At 68.2% G+C, this 20,946-nt stretch carries 23 protein-coding genes; all 23 read right to left on the bottom strand.

The window, feature by feature from the left end; translation table 11 throughout:
• Window positions 1-54: 54 nt before the first annotated feature.
• Window positions 55-672, bottom strand: a complete 618-nt coding sequence (locus tag K2R93_04340; protein MBY0489048.1) for a twin-arginine translocation signal domain-containing protein — start codon at window positions 670-672, stop codon at window positions 55-57.
• Window positions 669-1,490 carry a c-type cytochrome gene (locus tag K2R93_04345; GenBank protein ID MBY0489049.1) on the bottom strand — a complete coding sequence of 274 codons (822 nt, stop codon included), beginning with the start codon at window positions 1,488-1,490 and terminating at the stop codon, window positions 669-671. The genes K2R93_04340 and K2R93_04345 overlap by 4 nt, the downstream gene beginning before the upstream one ends.
• Window positions 1,491-1,572: 82 nt before the next feature.
• The gene (locus tag K2R93_04350) at window positions 1,573-2,346 is read right to left on the bottom strand and encodes a succinate dehydrogenase/fumarate reductase iron-sulfur subunit (protein ID MBY0489050.1); all 774 of its coding nucleotides are present in this window, start codon (window positions 2,344-2,346) and stop codon (window positions 1,573-1,575) included.
• Window positions 2,346-4,259 carry a fumarate reductase/succinate dehydrogenase flavoprotein subunit gene (locus K2R93_04355; GenBank protein MBY0489051.1) on the bottom strand — a complete coding sequence of 638 codons (1,914 nt, stop codon included), beginning with the start codon at window positions 4,257-4,259 and terminating at the stop codon, window positions 2,346-2,348. The genes K2R93_04350 and K2R93_04355 overlap by 1 nt, the downstream gene beginning before the upstream one ends.
• Before the next feature lies 1 nt (window position 4,260).
• Window positions 4,261-4,953 (bottom strand): succinate dehydrogenase cytochrome b subunit, encoded by a 693-nt coding sequence (locus tag K2R93_04360; GenBank protein MBY0489052.1) that lies wholly within the window; start codon window positions 4,951-4,953, stop codon window positions 4,261-4,263.
• A gap of 60 nt (window positions 4,954-5,013) precedes the next feature.
• A complete protein-coding gene (gene mdh / locus K2R93_04365) occupies window positions 5,014-5,943 on the bottom strand; it encodes a malate dehydrogenase (GenBank protein ID MBY0489053.1) in 930 nt (309 codons plus the stop codon).
• Between the two features lie 224 nt (window positions 5,944-6,167).
• Window positions 6,168-7,139, bottom strand: a complete 972-nt coding sequence (gene moaA, locus K2R93_04370; protein ID MBY0489054.1) for a GTP 3',8-cyclase MoaA — start codon at window positions 7,137-7,139, stop codon at window positions 6,168-6,170.
• Window positions 7,139-7,618 carry a molybdenum cofactor biosynthesis protein MoaE gene (locus K2R93_04375; GenBank protein ID MBY0489055.1) on the bottom strand — a complete coding sequence of 160 codons (480 nt, stop codon included), beginning with the start codon at window positions 7,616-7,618 and terminating at the stop codon, window positions 7,139-7,141. The genes moaA and K2R93_04375 overlap by 1 nt, the downstream gene beginning before the upstream one ends.
• 3 nt (window positions 7,619-7,621) lie before the next feature.
• Window positions 7,622-7,864, bottom strand: a complete 243-nt coding sequence (locus K2R93_04380) for a MoaD/ThiS family protein (GenBank protein ID MBY0489056.1) — start codon at window positions 7,862-7,864, stop codon at window positions 7,622-7,624.
• A 91-nt stretch (window positions 7,865-7,955) separates the two neighbouring features.
• Entirely contained in the window at window positions 7,956-8,288 is a 333-nt protein-coding gene (locus K2R93_04385; GenBank protein ID MBY0489057.1) for an integration host factor subunit beta, read from the bottom strand.
• A 153-nt stretch (window positions 8,289-8,441) separates the two neighbouring features.
• Window positions 8,442-9,554, bottom strand: coding sequence for a glutamine-hydrolyzing carbamoyl-phosphate synthase small subunit (gene carA / locus K2R93_04390; protein ID MBY0489058.1), 1,113 nt, complete (start codon window positions 9,552-9,554; stop codon window positions 8,442-8,444).
• A 7-nt stretch (window positions 9,555-9,561) separates the two neighbouring features.
• Window positions 9,562-9,963, bottom strand: a complete 402-nt coding sequence (gene secG / locus K2R93_04395) for a preprotein translocase subunit SecG (protein MBY0489059.1) — start codon at window positions 9,961-9,963, stop codon at window positions 9,562-9,564.
• Window positions 9,964-10,103: 140 nt separating this feature from the next.
• Window positions 10,104-10,859, bottom strand: coding sequence for a triose-phosphate isomerase (gene tpiA / locus K2R93_04400; GenBank protein MBY0489060.1), 756 nt, complete (start codon window positions 10,857-10,859; stop codon window positions 10,104-10,106).
• 18 nt (window positions 10,860-10,877) lie between these two features.
• Window positions 10,878-12,074, bottom strand: a complete 1,197-nt coding sequence (locus tag K2R93_04405; protein ID MBY0489061.1) for a phosphoglycerate kinase — start codon at window positions 12,072-12,074, stop codon at window positions 10,878-10,880.
• Window positions 12,075-12,157: 83 nt separating this feature from the next.
• The gene (gene gap / locus K2R93_04410; protein ID MBY0489062.1) at window positions 12,158-13,171 is read right to left on the bottom strand and encodes a type I glyceraldehyde-3-phosphate dehydrogenase; all 1,014 of its coding nucleotides are present in this window, start codon (window positions 13,169-13,171) and stop codon (window positions 12,158-12,160) included.
• A gap of 5 nt (window positions 13,172-13,176) precedes the next feature.
• Entirely contained in the window at window positions 13,177-14,040 is an 864-nt protein-coding gene (locus K2R93_04415; GenBank protein MBY0489063.1) for a double zinc ribbon domain-containing protein, read from the bottom strand.
• Window positions 14,041-14,044: 4 nt separating this feature from the next.
• A complete protein-coding gene (locus K2R93_04420) occupies window positions 14,045-14,926 on the bottom strand; it encodes a shikimate dehydrogenase (protein ID MBY0489064.1) in 882 nt (293 codons plus the stop codon).
• Entirely contained in the window at window positions 14,919-15,383 is a 465-nt protein-coding gene (locus tag K2R93_04425; protein MBY0489065.1) for a low molecular weight protein arginine phosphatase, read from the bottom strand. The genes K2R93_04420 and K2R93_04425 overlap by 8 nt, the downstream gene beginning before the upstream one ends.
• A gap of 13 nt (window positions 15,384-15,396) precedes the next feature.
• The gene (locus K2R93_04430) at window positions 15,397-16,065 is read right to left on the bottom strand and encodes a threonylcarbamoyl-AMP synthase (GenBank protein MBY0489066.1); all 669 of its coding nucleotides are present in this window, start codon (window positions 16,063-16,065) and stop codon (window positions 15,397-15,399) included.
• A gap of 17 nt (window positions 16,066-16,082) precedes the next feature.
• Entirely contained in the window at window positions 16,083-16,862 is a 780-nt protein-coding gene (ispD, locus tag K2R93_04435) for a 2-C-methyl-D-erythritol 4-phosphate cytidylyltransferase (protein ID MBY0489067.1), read from the bottom strand.
• The gene (radA, locus tag K2R93_04440; protein MBY0489068.1) at window positions 16,859-18,301 is read right to left on the bottom strand and encodes a DNA repair protein RadA; all 1,443 of its coding nucleotides are present in this window, start codon (window positions 18,299-18,301) and stop codon (window positions 16,859-16,861) included. The genes ispD and radA overlap by 4 nt, the downstream gene beginning before the upstream one ends.
• A gap of 19 nt (window positions 18,302-18,320) precedes the next feature.
• The gene (gene dnaB / locus K2R93_04445) at window positions 18,321-19,817 is read right to left on the bottom strand and encodes a replicative DNA helicase (GenBank protein ID MBY0489069.1); all 1,497 of its coding nucleotides are present in this window, start codon (window positions 19,815-19,817) and stop codon (window positions 18,321-18,323) included.
• Between the two features lies 1 nt (window position 19,818).
• The gene (locus tag K2R93_04450; protein MBY0489070.1) at window positions 19,819-20,883 is read right to left on the bottom strand and encodes a uracil-DNA glycosylase; all 1,065 of its coding nucleotides are present in this window, start codon (window positions 20,881-20,883) and stop codon (window positions 19,819-19,821) included.
• Between the last annotated feature and the right edge of the window lie 63 nt (window positions 20,884-20,946).

Genomic DNA, 20,946 nt, shown 5'->3' on the forward strand with positions numbered 1-20,946 from the left:
TAGACGCCGCCGCTCACGGTGAGCGGCGTGTCTGCCGCCGGAATGGGCGACCGGTCAGCCGCCGGCGTAGATGTACCGGCAGCCGCGGTCCTGCGCCTGCTGTAGCGTGACGACCATCGCGGGGACGACCTCGACCCCCGGCAGCAGATTCGCCTTGATCTCATCGGCGAAACCGTTGCGCAGCGTCTGGTCGGCCTTCTGAGCCTCGCTCAGAAAGCGCTGCCACGAGGCGCGGATCGAGTTGTTGCAGGCGAGGCAGATGACGCCGCGCGAAACGAGCCCCGCGATGGTGGCCGCCTGCGGATTCCTGGCCCCCGGTGCGCCCATGACTTCGCCGATCGTGGGGTACTTGGCCCAGAGCGCATCGTTGAAGAACCAGCCGATGGAGCGGCCGTTGAGCCCGATCACGACGGTGGACTCGGCGTCGCTCAGACCGTAGGTGGTCTTCTGCGTGTCGAGGAAGGTTTGCCCCCACCGCACCGCCTGCCCGTCGGTGGGCATGTGCGAATGGAAGAGCACCTTCTGCTTGCCGGTGAGCCGCTTCATCCAGGGCTCGTCACCCGGTTGCGGGCGATCAACCGATTCCGCGTGCGCGGTCGTGCTGCCAAGGCCGAGCGCAGCTCCGAGCGTGGCGAGCCGCGAGAGAAAGGTGCGACGATCGTTCGAGCTCATTTGACGAGGGAGTCGGGGGAAATACGCCGCTTGAGCAGCGGCCGTACGGGAGGCAGCGGTTTTCCGGCGGCGCGGGCCCCATCAGTAGCATACGCGACATCGGCCGGTGCGTCGCCCTTGGGCCAGTCGCGTTCCTTGCCCGGATGATCCTGACGCGCCTGACGTAGGACATACGCGGCCACATCGGCGGCCTGTTGATCCGTGAGCGTGATCGTGTGATCGAAGGGCATGTTGTGGCGCACGAACGTGGCGAACGTGTACTGCCGCGCCATGCCGGCGCCGATCGAAAAGCTCGCCGCGCCCCAGAGGGCGGGACCGGTGGGGAGCCCCTGCCCGTTCGGGCCGTGGCAACGGGCGCACGTCGCGGTGAACACGCGCCGACCGGCGGTTGCGCGCCCGGCCTGCTTCACCGAGTCCACGCCCGCGGGCCGTGGCGCCGCACGCAATGTCTCGAGGTAGGCCACCATGTCGCGCATCTCGCGGCCATGCTCCGGTAGCATCTTGCCCGCCAGGCTGCGCGCAATGCACTCGTTGATGCGCCGCTCGATGGTCTCCTCGTAGCCCGGCCGGGACCGGTACCGCGGGTAGCGGGCCACGCTGCCGAGCCACGGCATGGCGGTGGCTCGCGTGCCGTTGTCGAGGTGGCAGCTGATGCAGCGGAGGCCATTGCCGCTGTGGTGCGGCAGGGAGTCGCGAAAATTGGTGAGCAGCGCCAACCCGCGGGCCGCATCGCCGCCACTCGCGGGGGGCGTCAGCTGCGCCCGCAGTGGCGTGGTACTCGCCAGGAGCATGGAGAGCGCGAGGAGTCGGCGACGCATCTGTGCAATATGTGCCCGGAACAGCAAACGGGTGAGATCGTGGGATCTCACCCGTGTGCCGTACCGATCCCTGCGGTGAACGTCAGCCCGAACCGGCAACCGCGCGCGGTTCCTGCCGCCGCGCACTCGCCGCGAGGTAGTCGCGGTTCATGCGCTTGATCACGTCGATCGAGATCTCCTTCGGGCAGGCTTCCTGGCACTCGCCGGTGAGCGTGCAGTGGCCGAAGCCCTCGAGGTCCATCTGTTCGACCATGCCGAGCGCGCGCTTGTCCCGCTCCGGCTGGCCCTGCGGCAGGAGGCCGAGGTGCGTGATCTTGGCCCCGGTGAAGAGGGCGGCCGAGGCATTCGGGCACGCCGCCACACAGGCGCCGCAGCCGATGCAGGCGGCGGCATCCATCGCCTCTTCCACGACATCCTTGCCGATCAGGATCTCATTGGCGTCGCGGGCGCCGCCGGTGTTCACCGACACATAGCCGCCCGCCTGGATGATGCGGTCGAAGGCCCCGCGATTCACCACGAGGTCCTTGACGATCGGGAACGGCGACGCGCGCCACGGTTCGACCGTGATGATGTCGCCATCCTTGAAGGCGCGCATGTGCAACTGGCAGGTGGCCGCGCCCTTCCACGGCCCGTGCGCCTGCCCGTTGATCATCATGGCGCAGGAGCCACAGATGCCTTCGCGGCAGTCGTGCGCAAAGGCGACCGGCTCCTTCCCTTCGAGCGTGAGCTTCTCGTTCAGCATGTCGAACATCTCGAGGAACGACATGTCGGCGCTGACGCCATCCAGATCGTAGGTCTCGAGCTTGCCCGGCGCGCTGCTCGCCGGCTGACGCCACACGTTGAGCGTGATCTTCATTACTTGTAGCTCCGCGTGGAGAGGTGCACGTTCTCGTACACCAGCGGTTCCTTGTTGAGAATCGGGGCCTTGCCTTCACCGGCGTACTCCCACGCGGCGACATACGCGTACTCGTCGTCGTTGCGCTTGGCCTCGCCCTCGTCCTGGTACTCGGTGCGGAAGTGGCCACCGCACGATTCTTCGCGATGCAGCGCGTCGCGGCACATGAGCTCACCGAGCTCGATGAAGTCGGCCACGCGACCGGCGTTCTCGAGGGCCTGGTTGAGCGAGTCGGCACTGCCCGGCACGTTCACGTTCTGGCGATACTCGTCCTTGAGCGACTGGATCAGCCCGATGGCCTTCGTGAGCCCCTCCCGGTCGCGCGCCATGCCGCAGTACTCCCACATGATCTTCCCCAGCTCCTTGTGGAAGCTGTCGACCGTGCGCTTCCCCTTGATGCTCAGGAACTGCTTCGTCTGCGCCTTGATCGCTTCTTCGGCAGCGCGGAACTCGGCGTGGGAATTGTCGACCTTGGCCAGCTTGGTCCCCGCGAGGAAGTCGCCGATCGTGTACGGCAACACGAAGTAGCCGTCGGCGAGCCCCTGCATGAGCGCCGAGGCGCCCAGACGGTTCGCCCCGTGATCGGAGAAGTTCGCCTCACCGGCAACGTGCAGACCGGGGATGGTGCTCATGAGGTTGTAGTCCACCCAGAGGCCGCCCATCGTGTAGTGCACGGCCGGGTAGATGCGCATCGGCACTTCGTACGGATTCTCGTCCGTAATGCGCTGATACATGTCGAACAGGTTGCCGTAGCGCTCGGCGATGGTCGCCTTGCCCAGGCGCTTGATGGCGTCGGCAAAGTCGAGATACACGCCGAGCCCACCCGGGCCCACGCCGCGTCCATCGTCGCACGCTTCCTTGGCGGCACGCGACGAGATGTCACGCGGCGCGAGGTTGCCGAAGCTCGGATACTTGCGCTCGAGGTAGTAGTCGCGCTCCGACTCGGGGATCTGCGACGGCGGCCGGTTGTCGCCGCGCGCCTTGGGCACCCACACGCGCCCGTCGTTGCGGAGCGACTCCGACATGAGCGTCAGCTTGGACTGATGCTCGCCGTGCACCGGAATGCACGTCGGATGGATCTGCGTGTAGCACGGGTTCGCAAACGCCGCGCCCTTCTTGTGCGCGCGCCACGACGCCGTGACGTTCGAGTACATGGCGTTCGTGCTCAGGTAGAACACGTTGCCGTACCCGCCGGTCGCCAGCACGACGGCATCGGCCGCGTGCGACGAGATCTTGCCCGTGAGCAGATTGCGCGAGACAATGCCGCGCGCATAGCCGTCCACGAGCACCACATCGAGCATCTCCTCGAAGGTGTACATCTGCACCTTCTTGAGCGCGATCTGGCGCTCGAGCGCCTGATAGGCGCCAATGAGCAGCTGCTGCCCGGTCTGGCCGCGCGCGTAAAACGTGCGCGACACCTGCGCACCGCCGAACGACCGGTTCGCCAGCAGGCCGCCGTACTCGCGCGCGAAGGGCACGCCCTGCGCCACGCACTGGTCGATGATGTTCACCGACACCTGCGCGAGGCGATACACGTTCGCCTCACGGGCGCGGAAGTCGCCGCCCTTGATCGTGTCGTAGAACAGGCGGCGGACCGAGTCGCCGTCGTTCTGATAATTCTTGGCGGCGTTGATGCCGCCCTGCGCGGCGATCGAGTGCGCGCGCCGCGGCGAATCGTGGTAGACGAAGCACGACACCTGATAGCCGAGTTCGGCCATCGTGGCGGCCGCCGAGGCACCGGCCAGGCCGGCGCCGACGACGATGACATGGTGTTTCCGCTTGTTGGCGGGGTTCACCAGCTTCATCGAGAACTTGTGCTGGTCCCACTTCTGCTCGAGGGGACCGCTGGGGATCTTGGCGTTCAGTTCGAGCATGTCAGTTGGCCTCCACGGCGGGAACGGAGGCCTCGGGGAAGAGACCAAGGACCGCGGCGACCGGCACGGCCATGAAGCCGAGCGCCACCACGATCGCGATGACCACGGAGAGCTTGCGCTTGAGCGGCTGCGTGGACGGACGCGCCACACCGAGCGTGCGCGCCACGGCCCACGCGCCGTGATACAGGTGCAGCCCGAGGAAGCCCACGGCGAGGACGTAGAAGCCCGCCACGAGCGGATTCGCGAGGCCGGTCCGCAGGTTGTTGTACGGATCGAGATGCACGAACTGCGGGTGCACCGTGCCCAGCGTCATGTGCAGGATGTGAAACACGATGAAGACCACGAGGAGCACGCCGCCCCAGCGCATCGTCTTGGCCGCGAGCGTGGTGACCTGCGGCTTGCGCACCTGGTACTTCTCAGGGCGCGCCTTGTTGGCAATCATCGTGAGCTGATACGCCGCGACCGCGTGCAGGATGACGCTCAGCAGCAGCACGGCGCGCACGGCATACAGCGCGGGCATGCTGATGCGCAGCAGCTGCGCGTAGTGCTGCATCTTGAGCGGGGCATCCGGATAGAACATCTGGAGGTTGCCCGCCATGTGGCCGATGACGAAGAGGATGCCGATGATCCCCGTCACGGCCATCACGATCTTCTTGCCGATCGTGCTCTGCCAGAACCGAGTGAGACCGAACATAGGTAGGGTTGATGTGGAAACCGGCGCCGTCACCGAGGTGAGGGCGCCGGCTTCGACAGGTCAGAGGGAGATGACGGACATGGGCTCCAGCACCGCGGCCGCGGACTTCTGAAGCGCCGCCTTCTCGTCGGCGGTGAGTTCGATCTCGAGGATCTGCTCGAGGCCATTCTTGCCGAGCTTGCACGGCACGCCGAGGTAATGGCCGTGCATGCCATACTCGCCCTCGAGCCACGCCGCGCACGGCAGGATGCGCTTGCGGTCGTGCACGATGGCTTCCACCATCTCCACGGCGCCGGACGACGGCGCGTAGTACGCCGACCCGGTCTTGAGGTACTTCACGATTTCGGCGCCGCCATCGCGCGCGCGCTGCACGATCGCGGCGAGCTGCTCCTCACCCATCAGCTGACGGATCGGGATGCCGCTGATCGTGGTGTACGAAACGAGCGGCACCATCGTGTCGCCATGCCCGCCGAGCACCATCGCCTGAATATCGCGCACCGAGACGTTCAGCGCCTCGGCGATGAACGAGCGGTAGCGCGCCGTGTCGAGCACGCCGGCCATGCCGATCACGCGCTCACGCGGGAAGCCCGTCACCTGCTTCGCGACGTAGCACATCACGTCGAGCGGATTCGAGACCACGATGACGATCGCGTTCGGCGACGTCGCCTTGATCTGCTCCGACACCGACTTCACGATGCCGGCGTTCGTGTTGAGCAGGTCGTCGCGCGACATGCCCGGCTTGCGCGCGATGCCGGCCGTGATCACGACGATGTCCGAGCCCGCCGTTTCCTCGTAGCCGTTGGTGCCGATGACGCGCGTGTCGAAGCCTTCTACGGGCGCCGACTCCCACTGGTCGAGGCCTTTCCCCTGCGGGATGCCGTCGACGACGTCTACCATCACCACCGTGCGGCCGAGCGACTTCTCGGCGATCCGCTGCGCCGTCGTGGCGCCGACATTGCCAGCACCAACGACCGTGATCTTGTTGACCATGTTGTGACGAATCTCCGAACGGTTCAGCGTGCTGAACCGCGAAGTGTTGGGGAGTGAGCAGCGTCGCCGGTGCCAGCAAAACACCTGTTCGCTGGTTACCGCATCACGACGTCTGATCTGGTTTGGTACTGAGGAACTTAGGGTGCTGCACACAGGCGAGCAATAACAACGGGCACGACCGTACGGTCCTAGTCGTGGCGTCCGAAACGCTGCGACGGCAACGACTAGCCGCCGACCTGGCTCAGGGCCTTGAGCCCGCCGATCTGCATCTGGAGCAGGGCGTGCTCCTTGGGCTTCTCGGCGAGCGCCCGCACGAAGAGCGGCTCGAGCGGCTGCCCGGCGCGCAGCGCATCGCGCAGCAGGACTTCATGGTCGCCGAAGAGACAGGTGCGCAACCGGCCGTCGGCGGTCAGGCGGACGCGATTGCACCGCTCGCAGTAGGTGTGCGTCATGGGCGTGATGACGCCCACCGTGCCCGCGGCGCCCGCATAGCGATAGTACACGGCCGGACCATTGCCGCGCGCCGGTCCCGCATCGGGCTGGAGTTCGCCGTGGGAGCGAAGACGGGTGAGGATCTCATCGCTCGGCACCACATGGTCCCACGTGAGCTCACGCAACTCGCCCACCGGCATCAGCTCGATGAACCGCACGTGCCACGCGTGCTCGCGGGTCAGCGCCGCGAAGTCGGTGACCTCGTCGTCGTTGATGCCGCGCATCACCACGACGTTGATCTTGATCGGCCCGATACCCGCCGCCTCGGCGGCACGCGCCGCGCGCACGAGATCGAAGTCGAGGTCGCGTCGCGCAATGGCGACCACGCGCTCCGGGCGGAGGGAGTCGGCACTGATGTTCACCCGATCGAGCCCCGCCGCCGCCAACTCCGCCGCCATCGCGGGGAGCTTCACGCCATTCGTCGAGAGCGCGATGTCCTCGATGCCCGGCACGGCCTTGAGCATCGCGATCAGCGACGCCAGCTGCGGCCGGATGGTGGGCTCGCCGCCGGTGATCCGCAGCCGCTTGAGCCCGAGCGGGGCCAGCTGCCGGACCACCTCGACGATCTCCTCGTAGCGGAGGATATCGGTCTTGGGGAGCCACGGCAGCCCTTCCAGCGGCATGCAGTACTGGCACCGGAAGTTGCAGCGATCGGTGACGGAGATGCGGAGGTACTCGATGCCGCGCCCGAATTGGTCCTGCATCAGCGCTCCGCCCCGGTGGGCGCCGCGCCGGCCGACTTTGTTGGATCGACCCAGGCGCGCTCGCCGTCCACATAGTGCTCGCGCTTCCAGATTGGCACGCGCACCTTGAGCGCCTCGATGATCGCGCGGGCGCTGTCGCAGGCCTCGGCACGGTGGGCGTGCGCGGCCACGATGGCGACACTCGCCTCGCCGATCGACAGGGTGCCGAGCCGGTGCTCCAGGGCCACACGGAGCCCCGGCTGGGCGTCGCAGACCTCCTGCGCCACGGCCGCCAACTCCGAGGCGGCCATGGCCTCGTAGGCCTCGTAATCCATGCCGGTGACGGGGCGGCCATCGTTCAGGTCGCGGACGGTACCCACGAAGACCGACAGCGCGCCCACGCCAGGCGCCTGCGCCCGGGCGATCAGCGTCGTGACATCGATGGGCGCGTGCACAATGGCCGCATGCACCACGCCGAAGGTCGGTCCGGTGGTGGACATGCGTCAGCCCCCGGCCACTGGCGGGATGACGGCCACTTCGTCCGCCGCCTGAATCACGGCCTCGCCCTTCGCCCAGCGTTGATTGATGGCAATCAGCGGCTTGGGAGGCAGACGGTCGCCGCCGGGGAGCGCGCGCAAGGCGGCCACGAGCTCGGCGGTGGTGCACGGCGCCGTGATCGGGACGTCGAGGGTGCGTGACCCCAAGGCGTCGGCGTAGGACGCGAAGAGCAGGACGGGAATGCCCATGACGGTGGCAAGATAGCCATGAGGCCCGGCATACACAGTATGCCGGGCCTCATCGCATGGTGATCAGCGCGGCCACGGCCGCGCGCAGCGTTCAATCGTCGTCGTGATCGTCGTCGAGCATGTGCTCTTCGACACCAGCGACCATCGCCCGTAACTCCTTGCTGGGCTTGAACACCGGGACAGGACGAGCGGACACTTCGACGGGCGAGCCGGTGCGCGGATTGCGCGCCATGCGCGTCTTCCGCTGCCGGATCTTGAACGTGCCGAATCCGCGCACTTCGATGTTCTTCTGCTCCTGCAGCGCTTCCTTGATCGCATCAAGGAACGCGTCAACGACGCGCGCGCAGTCTTTCTTGGAAATCGTTGGCCCAGCCGTCCGTGCGATGCGCGCCGTGACGTTCTCGACCAGATCGGCTTTGGTCATGGGATCTACCAGAGGGGCAGCAACGCGGGGTGGTGGAGGTACCTCGCGCCGCACTTGAGGTCCGCTGACCGGCCGGGAAGACCGCCGCGAACGCCGAACGAAGCTTTGCGAACGTATGACCTTAGTGCATATCAGTCAAGCGGTTGGCTCACTTCACCCACGTCGCCGCTTGAGGGCTGACAGGAACTGGTCAAACAGGGGGACCGCATCGTGCGGCCCCGGGGCGGCTTCGGGGTGGTACTGGACCGCAAAGATCGGGAGCTCCCGATGCCGCAGCCCTTCCACCGTGCCGTCATTCAGGTTCACGTGCGTCACAGCCAGATCGGGCGCGCCCTCGACCCCGTCCGGCGAGCCGACGACCGCGAACCCATGGTTCTGGGACGTAATGAGCACTTGGCCCGTGGCGAGGTCCTTGACCGGCTGATTTCCGCCCCGGTGGCCGAAGGGCATCTTGGCGGTCCGGCCGCCGAAGGTGATGCCGAGCAGCTGGTGCCCGAGGCAGATGCCAAACATCGGAATGCGCTCACCGGCGATGGCCTTGATCGCCGCGGGGGCGTACGTCACCGCCTCCGGGTCGCCGGGGCCATTTGACAGGAAGACGCCGTCGGGATTCATGGCCAGCACCTGTTCGGCAGGCGTATCCGACGGCACCACGGTCACGCGGCAGTCGTGCGCTTCAAAGAGGCGCAGGATGTTCCGCTTGATGCCGTAGTCGTAGGCCACGACATGGAAGGTCGCTTCGGCCTTGCCCCACTGATACGGCTCGCGGGTGGAGACGACCGTGGCGAGGTCGAGCCCCTCCATGCTCGGGCAGCTGTCGAGGGCGCCCAGCGCTTCCTTCGTCGGGCTGTCGCCGGCTCCGATGACGCCCCGCATGACCCCGCGGCTGCGGAGATGCTTGGTGAGGCGGCGGGTATCGACTTCGGTGAGCACCGGGACATTCGCCGCGCCCAGCCAGGCCGGGAGGCTGCCGGTGGCGCGCCAGTTCGAGTACGTCGGCGACAGCTCACGGCAGATGACGCCGGCGACCTGCGGGTGCTCGGACTCGGGGTCGTCGGTGTTGATCCCGTAGTTGCCGATCTGCGGCGCCGTCATGACGACGATCTGCCCACGGAAGGACGGGTCGGAGAAGGTCTCCTGATACCCCGTCATATTGGTCGTGAACACGACCTCGGCGACGGTGGGGCCAGCCGTGCCCACGAGACGGCCGAGAAAAAGGGTTCCGTCCTCGAGGAGGAGGAACCCCTTGATCGGGTGCGTGTCCACCGCGCCCTTACTGCTTGGCGGGGGCGGCCGGCGTCGCCGGCGCGGTCGCCGGAGCGGCCTGCTGCGTCAGCGGTGCCGACGGCGCCGCGCTCTTGTTGCCGGAGGTGGGCGCGGCCGGCGCGCTGGCCGGCGCCGTGGCGCCGAGCTTGTCGAGCACCGACTTGGGCGCCGTGCCCCGGGTGCTCATGATCTGCAGGATGAACGCGAGACCGAGGAAGATCCCGCCGCACCACCAGCTCGCCTTGGTCAGCAGGTTGCCCGCCTGACGCGTGCCGATGACCGAGTCTGCCGAGGAGCTGGCGCCGCCGAAGCTGGCCGCAAGACCACCACCCTTCCCCGACTGGAGAAGAACGGCCGCCGCGAGGACGATCGCGTCGAGGATGAGCAGCACGAGCAGGAACGTGTACATGGCAGGAACGGAGACCAGAGTTGAGGAGTGAATCGCCCCGGCGATTCACCCGAGCCTCGAAACTTCGCGGAGCGGCGCGATTGGGGCAAGTCCTTCCGGTGACGGCGCTTGCCCCCTGCCACCGGACCGGGCGGCCCCGGTCAGGCCCGGACGATGCTGGCCCAGCTGTCGGCGTCCAGCGAGGCCCCGCCCACGAGCAGCCCGTCCACGTCCGGGGCGGCCAGCAGCGTGCTCGCGTTCCCCCGGTTGACCGAGCCGCCGTAGAGGATCGGAATGCTCGCCGCGACCTTCTCCCCGACGCGCGTGCCGAGTGCCCGGCGCAGCACCCCGTGGATCTCGCTCGCATCCTCGGGGGTGGCGGTGCGACCCGTCCCAATGGCCCAGACGGGTTCGTACGCCAGCATGATCGTGGCGATCTGCGCGTCGTCCAGTTCCGCGAGGCCGGCCGAGAGCTGACGCTCCACGACCATGGCCGTCTGCCCGGCTTCGCGCTCGGCGAGTGTTTCCCCGACGCAGAGCATCGGGATGAGCCGCCCCTGCGCGATCAGCGCCATCTTCTTGGTGGTCTGCGCATCGGTCTCGCCGAAGACATGGCGACGCTCCGAGTGGCCGACCAGCACGACGCGCGCGCCCACATCACGCGCCATCAGCACGGAGTTCTCACCGGTGAACGCGCCCTGGGCCTCGGTATGAACGTTCTGCACACCGGTCCAGATCTCGGGGCGCTCCTTGAGGCCGTCGATGACGGTGGTGAGCGTGATCGCCGAGGGGAAGAAGATCAACGTACGGTCGTTGAGCTTGGGGACCTGGGCGAGAAACCGCTGCAGGAAGGCACGCGCGTCGGTCGGCGCATGATTGAGCTTCCAGTTCGCGGCGATGATGGGCTTGAGATACATGGCTGGGTTCGAAGGAGATCAGGCGCGATCGAGCGCCGACACGCCGGGGAGATCCTTCCCCTCGAGGAATTCGAGCGACGCCCCACCACCGGTGGAGACATGCGACATCTGCGACTCGAGCCCCGCTTCGGCCACGGCGGCCGCGGAGTCTCCGCCGCCGATGATCGTGGTCGCGCCCTTGGCCGTCGCGGCGGCCATGGCTTCGGCGACGCCGCGCGTCCCGGCATCGAACGGCGGCTTTTCGAACACCCCCATCGGGCCGTTCCAGAGCACCGTCTTGGCGCTTTCGACGAGGGCGCGATACTGCGTCACAGACGCCGGCCCGATATCGAACATCGCCTGCCCGGCGGGAATGCGATCGGCGTTCACCGCGCTCGCCTCGGCGCCGGCGTCCATGCCGGGCGCGATCGTCGCATCCACTGGCAGCACGAGCTTGTCACCAGCGCGCGCCAGCAGATCCTTGGCCATGTCGAGACGATCGGGTTCGACGAGCGAGTTCCCCGTTTCGAAGCCCATCGCACGGAAGAAGGTGCACGCCATTGCGCCACCGATGAGGAGCTTGTCCACCTTGGGGAGCAGCGCCTCGACCACGTCGATCTTGCCCGAAATCTTGGAGCCGCCCAGGATGGCGACGAACGGCCGCTGCGGATTGGCCAGCGCGCCGCCGAGGTAGGCGAGCTCCTTCTCCATCAGCAGACCGGCGACCGCCGGGCGGCAGAACTTGGTCACGCCCGCCGTGCTGGCATGCGCACGATGCGCGGCGCCGAACGCGTCGTTCACGTAGAAGTCACCGAGCTGCGCCATCTGGTACGAGAGCGCCTCGTCGTTCTTCTCTTCGCCCGGCAGGAACCGCGTGTTCTCGAGCAGCAGCACTTCGCCGGGCTCGAGGTTCTGCGTCGCTTCCACGGCGCGCTCGCCGACCGTCACGTCGAGGAAGTGCACGGGGCGCGGGAGCAGCTCCTTCAGCCGATCGGCGACGGGCTTGAGCGAGTACTTGGCTTCCGGCGCTCCCTTGGGACGGCCGAAGTGCGCCATGAGGACGACACTCGCGCCCCCGTCGAGCAGCGTCGTGATCGTGGGAAGGGCGGCCGTGATACGCGTATCGTCGGCGACCTTGCCGGCCTCGTCGAGCGGGACATTGAAGTCGACGCGCACGAGCGCGCGCTTGCCCTTGAGCTCAGCGGGGGTGAGGTCGCGAATGGTCTTGGTGGTCATCGAAGGCGGGACGGAGAACAATGCAAACGACCCACGCCGAGGTCACCATGATCTCGGCGTGGGCAGTTCAAGTCACAGCGGGATTAGAGGCGCGAGCCGACGTAGCGCAGCAGATCGACGCAGCGCGACGAGTAGCCCCACTCGTTGTCGTACCAGCCGGAAATCTTCACCATCGTGCCGTTGATCACGATCGTGCTGCCGGCGTCGAGCGTGCAGCTGTTCGGATTGCCGATGTAGTCGACCGAGACGAGCGGCTCGGTGCTGTAGCCGAGGATCCCCTCGAGCGCGCCGCTCTCGGAGGCGGCCTGGAACGCGGCGTTCACCTCATCCTTCGTGACCGTCTTCTCGACGATGCAGGTCAGGTCGGTGAGCGACACGTCCGGCGTCGGCACGCGCACGGCGACGCCATCGATCTTGCCCTTCACTTCCGGGATCACGAGCGCGGTGGCCTTGGCGGCACCCGTCGTCGTCGGGATCATGGAGACAGCGGCCGCGCGGGCGCGGCGGAGGTCCTTGTGCGGCAGGTCGAGGATCGACTGGTCGTTGGTGTAGCTGTGGATCGTGACCATCGAGCCATGCACGAAGCCGAACGACTCACGAATGACCTTCACCATCGGCGCGAGGCAGTTCGTGGTGCACGACGCGTTCGAGATGATGTGGTGCTTGGCCGGGTCGTACTTGTCGCTGTTGACGCCCATCACGACGGTGATGTCTTCGTTCGTGGCCGGCGCCGAGATGATGACCTTCTTCGCGCCGCCCTCGATGTGCTTCACCGCATCCTTCGCATCCGTGAAGCGGCCGGTGGACTCGAGCACGATGTCCACACCGAGGTCCTTCCACGGCAGCTTCGCCGGATCGCGCTCGGCGAGGATCTTGACCTTGTCGCCGTCGATCGTGATGCCATCGGCATCGGCGCTCACCTGGCCGTCGTACTTGCCGTGCACCGAGTCGTACTTGAACAGGTGCGCGAGCGTCTTGGTGTCGGTGAGGTCGTTGATGGCGACGAAATCGATGTCCGCGACGCCCTGCAGCTTGGCGGCACGCAGCACCTGGCGGCCGATACGGCCGAAGCCGTTGATGCCAACACGAAGAGCCATTCGAGTCAGTTCCGGATGAAGTCGTAGTCGGGAACGGCGCGGTCGCCAGGATCAGGCGCCCGTCCGAAGGTCACACAGCTGATGATGCGGGCGCCGCCAGCGAGGAGTGCCTCGGCGGCGGCATTGAGCGTCGCGGACGTCGTGATCACATCGTCCACCAGCACGACATGCTGTCCACGCAGCAGCGAGCGTCGAAACTCAGGCACGACAAACGCTTGGGAAACGTTGCCCACCCGCTCTGATGGTGTCAACCGGACTTGCGACGCGGTGTGGCGCGTACGGACGAGCACCTGCTCCCAGACCGGCAGGTTCCAGCGGGGGGCGAGCGCCCGCGCGAGCTCGGCGGCCTGATTGTATCCCCGCTCGCGGAGCCGCTGGCGTGACAGCGGGATGGGGACCAGAGCGGCGCGCTCCTCCCGCACATCGCGGGGCCAACTGAGGCGGGCCAGGCGTGCGGCCATGGGTTCGGCCGCCGCAGACCACCCTTGATACTTGAGGGCGTGCACCAGGTCGCTCCCGCTCCCCTGATCCATCCGGACCGCCGACCGTACCGCGCGCACCCCGGGGTGCACCCGCGGACACCAGCGGCAGGGGGGGAGCGGCCCGGCCGTGCCGGGCGCGACCTCGCGCGGGGCCGGTAGCGGGAGTCCGGGCGAGAGCCGAGGGTGGCCGCACCGCTCGCACAGCGGCACCGTCAGCGGAACCAGTTGGCTCAGGCAGACGCCGCAGACGATCCCGCTCGACGGCGCGTCGTGTGCGCGTCCGCAGCGCACACAGGCGGCCGGCAGGAGGAGCGACCACAACCCGTGCAGCAGCGACGGGCGCGGCGTGAGCCGCCGTGCGGGCGACGCGGTCACGGACGCGGGCATGCCATCACCCGCGCGGGGCGTCTGGCGCCGGCGGTCCAGCGTGCCCCAGAGCGCGCCACATCACCTCGCGCGAGGGCTCCTCGCCGAACCAGCAGTGAAAGGCGGCCGCCCCCTGCTCCACCAGCATGCGCAGGCCATCCTCGGCGCGCAGACCACGTGCCGCGGCGGCGCGCGTCCAGGCGGTGCCCTGCTCGCGATAGACCAGGTCGTACACGGCCGTCTCGGCGCCAAGCGGCTCGATGGCCACCGGAAGCGCGTCGTCGCGCATGCCAACCGGCGTGGTGTTGATCACGAGGGCGGCGTCGCGCACGACGCGGTGCAGCTCGACCTCGTCGGGGCCGAGTACGGTGCCCGACAAGCCGACGCGGGCCAGCAGCGCTTCCGCGCGCGCGGGCGTCCGCGCACTGATCGTGAGTGCCCGCACGCCGCGCTGCGCCAGCGCCACGCACACCGCGGCGGCCGAACCACCGGCGCCGAGGAGGACCACCGGCCCGGTGATGCCGTTTGGCGCGAGCGCGTCGATCGTGGCGAGGGCGCCGTCCACATCGGTGTTGTGACCCAGGAGCGCGCCGTCCTCGAACCAGAACGTGTTCACGGCTCCCGTGCGCGCGGCCATGGGCGAGACCTGCGCGCACCGCTCGTACAGCAACTCCTTGAGTGGCACGGTGGCATTGCCGCCGATCCCGGCGGCCGCGCAGTGGGCCAGCGTGGCGTCGAGCGCGTCCGGCGGCGTGTCGAGGCGCTCGTAGGTCAGCGCGAGGCCGGCGTGCGCCAGCGCGGCGTTCTGAAAGACGGGCGAACGCGATTGCGAGATGGGGTGCCCGAGAATGACGAGGCCACGCGGCCGTTCGCGCGCCGTCAGCGGCCCGCGCGCGACCTCAGGCATGCGGCGGCGTCCGCCCCGCGATGATGCGATCGAGCACCCGCCCGATCTCCTGCTCGAGCTCCTGGTAGGTCCCCCGGTAGACATCGAGATCGCCGCCGAAGGGGTCGCTCACGGCGCGCGCGTGTCCGGAGCCGTACGCGGTGAGCAGATGGCTCCGCCCCGTGCCCCCGAGTGCCTCGGCGCGTTCGAGATGGTGCGGGCCCATGGCCAGCAGCAGATCCGCGCTCGCCACGAGCTCGGGCGACAACGTGCGCGCACGATGCTCGCCGAGGTCCATGCCATGTTCGAGCGCGACCAGCAGCGACCCATCGGAGGCGGGCGCATCGGGCCACGCGCTCGTGCCCGCGCTGCCGACGGTGACGTCGGGAATGCCGCGCTCCGCAATGAGTCGGCGCGCGATCGCTTCCGCGAGCGGGCTGCGACAGGTGTTGCCGGTGCAGATGAAGAGCAGATGCATCGCGAGGCCGGATTCAGGTATCGCCGATGAGGTCAGGCACACAGTCACGGAGCTGCGCCGCCGAGAGCACGCCTGGGCGAATGACGCGCGGACGGCGACCGGTGCAGTCCACGACCGTGGACGGGGGCGACGGCGCCAACCGACCGCCGTCGAGCACGCGCAGCAGACCGCGGTGGATGGCTTCCGGCCACTGCTGCACAATCTCAGAGGCGATCATGGCCGGCGGTACCCCGGGGCGATTGGCGCTCGTGCTGGTGATGGGTTCGCCATAGGCGGCCAGCAAACGGCGCAGTCCCTCATGCGGTGTCCACCGCACGGCGACTCCGCCCTCGGGACCACGAAGCCGCGGGTGCACCCGATGATCGCCGCCACGCAGCACGAGCGTGAGCGGCCCCGGCCAGAAGCGGGCCGCCAGATGGGCGGCATAGGTCGGCAGGTGCAGATCGAGACGGCCGACCTGCGCCGGGTCGCCGATGAGCAGCAGGAACGGCTTGCCGGGCGGACGCCCCTTCAGCTGCACCAGTGCTTCCACGCTGTCGTGATCGACCGCGGTGCCGAAGCCGTACACGGTTTCGGTGGGATAGGCGAGCACGCGCCGTTCCGCGAGGTGCAGGATCGTGTCGCGCAGCGACGCCTCCACCTCGACCGGCGACCAGAACGGAACCGTCAGTGCGTCACGCATGCCGTGCCACGTGTCGCTCACTCGGGGAGCATGCTGAGGGCCTCAGCCCGCGCGAAATCGCCTTCTTCGGTGATCTTCATGCCGCGTTCACTGCCGCGCACGACGACCACCTTGCGGCCAAGCCGCTCGCAGAGGGCCGCGTCATCGGTTGCTCCCACGCGATCCCGACGCGCCGCAATGTGCGCCTCTTCGAGCATGAGTCGCGGAAACGCTTGCGGGGTCTGGGCACGCCACAGATGCGTGCGATCGACGGTGCGCACGATCTCGCCGGCCTCATTCACCTCTTTGAGCGTGTCCACGACGGGCAGCGCCGCAATGGCCCCGTGGCCTTTGCGCGCCTCGGCAATCACCCGATCAATCGTGCCGTCGGTGACGAGCGGCCGTGCAGCATCGTGCACCACGGCGATGCTCACTTCCTCGGGGAGATCCTCGAGCCCATTCACGACGCTTTCGTGGCGTTCGCTGCCGCCCACACTCACCAGCAGGCGATCCACGTCGCACTGGAACAGCCAGGGTGGCGGATCCGCGGCGTACGCCTTTGGCAACACCACCACCACCACCGCCACATCGGGGCGCGCCATGAAGGCCTGCACGCTGTGCAGCAGCGCCGGCTTGCCCGACACCCAGCGGAACTGCTTGAGTTCGGTGCTCCCCGTGCGCTTGCCCGAGCCGCCGGCGACGATCACCACGCCGACATCGCGCACGACCTCGTCGGCGGGGCTGGCCCCGTCAGCGCGAGAGGCCACCACCGGCGGTGGGATGATCCGGCGCGGAGCCGGCAGGGCGTCATCAGTCATGCATGTCTTCCGGCAGGGGTTCCTGCATTCGTGCCCGCAAAGGTGTCCGCATCCTTGCCGACGGTGCGCTGCAGGACATCCCCGAGGGTGCGGACGCCGATCAGGCGAATGTCCCCGGGGGCACGCCGCGGCAGCGCGCGATCCGAAAGATAGGCACTCGTCATCCCCAGCTTGGCCGCTTCGGCGAGGCGACGCTCCACCTGCGAGACCGGGCGCACTTCACCGCCGAGGCCCAGCTCGCCGAGAAAGATGGCCTGCGCGGGCAGTGGGCGATCGACGACACTAGACGCGAGGGCCGCGACCACCGCGAGATCCACGCTCGGTTCCTGCACCCGCATCCCGCCCACCACGTTGCAGAACACATCGAGTTGCGCGCACGAGAAGCCGCCGCGCTTGTCCAGCACGGCGAGCAAGAGCGCGAGTCGTCGCGCATCAATGCCGTTGGCCACGCGTTGCGGCGTGCCGAAGCCGGCCCGTGCGGCGAGCGCCTGCACCTCCACCAGCACCGGCCGGGTGCCCTCCATGAGCGCACACACCGCGCTGCCGCTGGCGACCTCGCGGCGGTCACCGAGAAAGAGTGCCGACGGATTCTCGACCGGAATGAGGCCGGTGCCGACCATGCGAAAGACGCCGATCTCATCGACGCTACCGAACCGGTTCTTCGTGGCGCGCAGCACGCGATGATCGAGCGTGCCATCCCCCTCGAAGTACAGCACCGTGTCGACGATGTGTTCGAGCGTCTTGGGACCGGCAATCCCGCCACCCTTGGTGACATGGCCAATCACGAACACGGCGGTGCCGGTGTCCTTGGCAAAGCGCATCAGCCGCGCCGCACACTCGCGCACCTGCCCCACGTTGCCCGGTGCGCCTTCCAGCAGTTCGGTGTGGACCGTCTGGATGGAGTCCACGATGAGCACACTGGGGCGCTTGCCATTCGGGAGCGCCTGCGAGGCCGTCGCCAGAATGGTTTCGAGCGATGTTTCGGTGTAGAGCGACACGCCGCTGGCATCTTCGGCCAGGCGATCGGCGCGCAGCCGTACCTGGAGCGCGCTTTCCTCGCCGCTCACGTAGAGGGCGCTCTGCCCCGCACTTTCGAGGCGCGCCGCCACCTGCAGCAGCAGCGTGCTCTTCCCGATGCCCGGCTCGCCGCCCACGAGCACCATGGACCCGGGCACGATGCCGCCGCCCAGCACAAAGTCGAATTCGTCGAGCCCCGTGCGCCAGCGCGGCGTGGCGGCGGCCGTGACGGTGCCCAACGTGACCGTGTTGCCGGCGATGCCCGCCGCCGCGCGCGCGGCGGTGCGCTTGCTGACCGGCGCGGCGGCGACGACTTCCTCGCCCAGTGTGTTCCAGGCGCCGCAGCTTTCGCAGCGGCCGGCCCACTTGGGATACTCGGCGCCGCACTCGGTGCAGCGATAGACGGACTTGGCCTTCGCCATCAGCAGGACCACGCCGCCATCAGAACGGCGTGCCGCTGAAGTCGTCGGGCCCCTTCACGAGTCGCGGGCCCCCATAGCCGCCCCCACCGCCGAGCTCCGGCGGCGGCTGCCGGTTCGAGAAGTTGTCGAAGCGCGTGTACTGCTTGTGGAAGTAGAGCCGCGCACTGCCGATCGGGCCGTTTCGCTGCTTGCCGATGATGATTTCGGCGCGGCCTTCCACGCTCGGATCCTTGAGCCGGCCGTTCTCATCGCGTTCGGCGTACACTTCCTGCCGGAAGATGAACATGATGACGTCGGCGTCCTGCTCGATGGCGCCCGACTCACGCAGGTCGGAGAGCTGGGGGCGCCCCTTGTCGTCGCCGGTGCGCTGTTCGGGTGCACGCGAGAGCTGCGACAGCGCCACGACGGGCACGCCGAGTTCCTTCGCGATGGCCTTGAGGCCACGCGAGATCTGCGAGACTTCCTGCTGACGGTTCTCCACGCCGGCGGGTCCGGTCATGAGCTGCAGGTAGTCCACGATGATGAGCCCGAGATCGTGATCCTTCTTGAGGCGTCGCGCCTTGGCGCGCATCTCGAGAATGGTGATGCCGGGGGTGTCGTCGATGAAAATGGGCGCATGGCTCAGAATACCAGCCGCCTGCGCGAGACGTGGCATCGATTCGTCGAGCGCTCTACCACCTTTACGCAACGCCTGCGCGTCGATGAGCGCTTCCGACGCCAGCATACGCTGCACGAGCGACTCCTTGCTCATTTCGAGCGAGAAGAACGCCGTGGGTACCTTGGCGGTAATGGCCGCGTGCTGCGCGATATTGAGCGTGAACGCCGTTTTGCCCATCGACGGACGCGCGGCCACGATGATCAGGTCGGCCGGCTGGAAGCCCGACGTCATCTGATCGAGTTCGGTGAAGCCGGTCGGCACCCCGGTCACCGTCTGATCGCGCTGCGCGAGCGCCTCGAGCTTCTCCATGGCGGGCCACAGCAGCTCCTTGATGCGCGTGAAGCCCGTCTTCTCCTTCTGCTGCCCCAGCGAAAAGATGCGGGACTCGGCGGCATCGAGGAGATCCGACGCCGGCAACCGCGACTCATAGGCTTCGGTGACGATCTCGGTGCTGACTTCGATGAGGCGCCGCAGCAGCGCCTTCTCCTTCACGATGCGTGCGTGATACTCCACGTGCGCCGCCGTCGGCGACGCGTCGAGGAGGAAGGCGATGTACTCGCGCCCGCCGGCGTGTTCGAGTTCCTGCTTCTGCTCGAGCTCCGCCGCCAACGTGATCGGATCGACGCCGGTGCCGCGCTCCGTGATGGCGACCATGGCCCGGAAGAGCCGACGATGCCCTTCCAGCCAGAACATCGTGTCGTCGACATGTTCGGTGACGCGCATGATCGCGTCGGGGTCGAGCAGCATGGCGCCGAGCACCGCCTGCTCGGCTTCACGCGACCAGGGCGCGCCACGTTCCTTGAACGGATCGCGCGCGGCCACTTGCTGATTCGAAACGGGAACCGGAAGACTGGTCATATCAGGACACACTGGGGCCGGCGGCGTCGCGCGCCGCGTCGAGGACGCGCCGCGCGAGCTTCACATCCTCCCACGTCGGGCGCTTCCACGCCTCGTTGCGCAGCAGGGCCGCCGGATGATAGGTCACAATGAGCGGGACGCCGTGATAGCGATGAATCTGCCCGCGGAGCTGGCCGATGCCGGTCGTGGTCTGCATTAGCGTCTGCGCGGCGAAGCGCCCCCAGGCGATGATCACCTTGGGCTTCACGAGCTCGATCTGTCGCAGCAAGTACGGCTGACAGGCGGCGACTTCGTCGGGGAGCGGATCGCGATTGCCGGGCGGACGGTGCTTCAGGACGTTGCAGATGTAGACCCCGTCGCGCGTGAGCTGAATGGCGCCCAGGATCTTGTTGAGCAACTGGCCGGCTTCGCCCACGAACGGGCGTCCCTGTTCGTCTTCGTTGGCGCCCGGCGCTTCGCCCACGCAGAGCACCTCGGCCTGCGGATTGCCCTCGCCGGGCACCGCGTTGCGTGCCGTCTTGTGGAGGCCGCACCGCTGACAGGCGGTGACGTGCGCGGCGATGTGCTCCAGCGTGGTGCTGGCCGCTACTTCGGGGAGCAGCTCGGCCACCTGCAGCCGGCCGGCTTCCAGCCCCGCGGGCGCGCCCAGCGCCGCCAGCCACGGCGGCAGCTCGGTCCGGCCGCCAGCGGCTGGCACGGGGACGGGGGCCGGCCGGGCGCCCTGCGGGGCCTCCGCCTGCAAGGTGCTGCGCCAGTCGGTGCTGGCGTCGCCACTGAAGCGGACCGACGGGGCTGGGGGCGGTGCTGCGGCCGGTGCGGACTCGGGTGCGTCCGCCGCCGTCTCGGGGCGGCTTTCGAGTCGCGAGGCCGCACGGGCTTCCGCGCGCGTGTCCGCACGCGTGTCCGCACGCGAATCGCCGCGCGTCTCTGCCCGCGCGGCCGACGCCCCCCGCACGCCCACCATGCGCATCACGTCCTCGACTGACAGCGTGTCGAGCACGAACTCGGACTCACCGAGTTCGCGGCGTTGCTCGAGATAGCGCCGCAGGCGGTCTTTGGCGTCCACGCGAAGGAGAGCCCGGAAGGAACGTGAGGGGGAGAAAACGCGCCGCGCCGGGACGAGGGTCTC

The organism is Gemmatimonadaceae bacterium (assembly GCA_019752115.1).
GTDB lineage: Bacteria > Gemmatimonadota > Gemmatimonadetes > Gemmatimonadales > Gemmatimonadaceae > Gemmatimonas.

Excerpts from the sequence above, each read along its gene's own strand:
- K2R93_04340 (MBY0489048.1), bottom strand. The coding sequence starts at position 672 with ATGAGCTCGAACGATCGTCGCACCTTTCTCTCGCGGCTCGCCACGCTC.
- K2R93_04345 (MBY0489049.1), bottom strand. The coding sequence starts at position 1,490 with ATGCGTCGCCGACTCCTCGCGCTCTCCATGCTCCTGGCGAGTACCACG.
- K2R93_04350 (MBY0489050.1), bottom strand. The coding sequence starts at position 2,346 with ATGAAGATCACGCTCAACGTGTGGCGTCAGCCGGCGAGCAGCGCGCCG.
- K2R93_04355 (MBY0489051.1), bottom strand. The coding sequence starts at position 4,259 with ATGCTCGAACTGAACGCCAAGATCCCCAGCGGTCCCCTCGAGCAGAAG.
- K2R93_04360 (MBY0489052.1), bottom strand. The coding sequence starts at position 4,953 with ATGTTCGGTCTCACTCGGTTCTGGCAGAGCACGATCGGCAAGAAGATC.
- mdh (MBY0489053.1), bottom strand. The coding sequence starts at position 5,943 with ATGGTCAACAAGATCACGGTCGTTGGTGCTGGCAATGTCGGCGCCACG.
- moaA (MBY0489054.1), bottom strand. The coding sequence starts at position 7,139 with ATGCAGGACCAATTCGGGCGCGGCATCGAGTACCTCCGCATCTCCGTC.
- K2R93_04375 (MBY0489055.1), bottom strand. The coding sequence starts at position 7,618 with ATGTCCACCACCGGACCGACCTTCGGCGTGGTGCATGCGGCCATTGTG.
- K2R93_04380 (MBY0489056.1), bottom strand. The coding sequence starts at position 7,864 with ATGGGCATTCCCGTCCTGCTCTTCGCGTCCTACGCCGACGCCTTGGGG.
- K2R93_04385 (MBY0489057.1), bottom strand. The coding sequence starts at position 8,288 with ATGACCAAAGCCGATCTGGTCGAGAACGTCACGGCGCGCATCGCACGG.
- secG (MBY0489059.1), bottom strand. The coding sequence starts at position 9,963 with ATGTACACGTTCCTGCTCGTGCTGCTCATCCTCGACGCGATCGTCCTC.
- tpiA (MBY0489060.1), bottom strand. The coding sequence starts at position 10,859 with ATGTATCTCAAGCCCATCATCGCCGCGAACTGGAAGCTCAATCATGCG.
- K2R93_04405 (MBY0489061.1), bottom strand. The coding sequence starts at position 12,074 with ATGACCACCAAGACCATTCGCGACCTCACCCCCGCTGAGCTCAAGGGC.
- gap (MBY0489062.1), bottom strand. The coding sequence starts at position 13,171 with ATGGCTCTTCGTGTTGGCATCAACGGCTTCGGCCGTATCGGCCGCCAG.
- K2R93_04415 (MBY0489063.1), bottom strand. The coding sequence starts at position 14,040 with ATGCCCGCGTCCGTGACCGCGTCGCCCGCACGGCGGCTCACGCCGCGC.
- K2R93_04420 (MBY0489064.1), bottom strand. The coding sequence starts at position 14,926 with ATGCCTGAGGTCGCGCGCGGGCCGCTGACGGCGCGCGAACGGCCGCGT.
- K2R93_04425 (MBY0489065.1), bottom strand. The coding sequence starts at position 15,383 with ATGCATCTGCTCTTCATCTGCACCGGCAACACCTGTCGCAGCCCGCTC.
- K2R93_04430 (MBY0489066.1), bottom strand. The coding sequence starts at position 16,065 with ATGCGTGACGCACTGACGGTTCCGTTCTGGTCGCCGGTCGAGGTGGAG.
- ispD (MBY0489067.1), bottom strand. The coding sequence starts at position 16,862 with ATGACTGATGACGCCCTGCCGGCTCCGCGCCGGATCATCCCACCGCCG.
- radA (MBY0489068.1), bottom strand. The coding sequence starts at position 18,301 with ATGGCGAAGGCCAAGTCCGTCTATCGCTGCACCGAGTGCGGCGCCGAG.
- dnaB (MBY0489069.1), bottom strand. The coding sequence starts at position 19,817 with ATGACCAGTCTTCCGGTTCCCGTTTCGAATCAGCAAGTGGCCGCGCGC.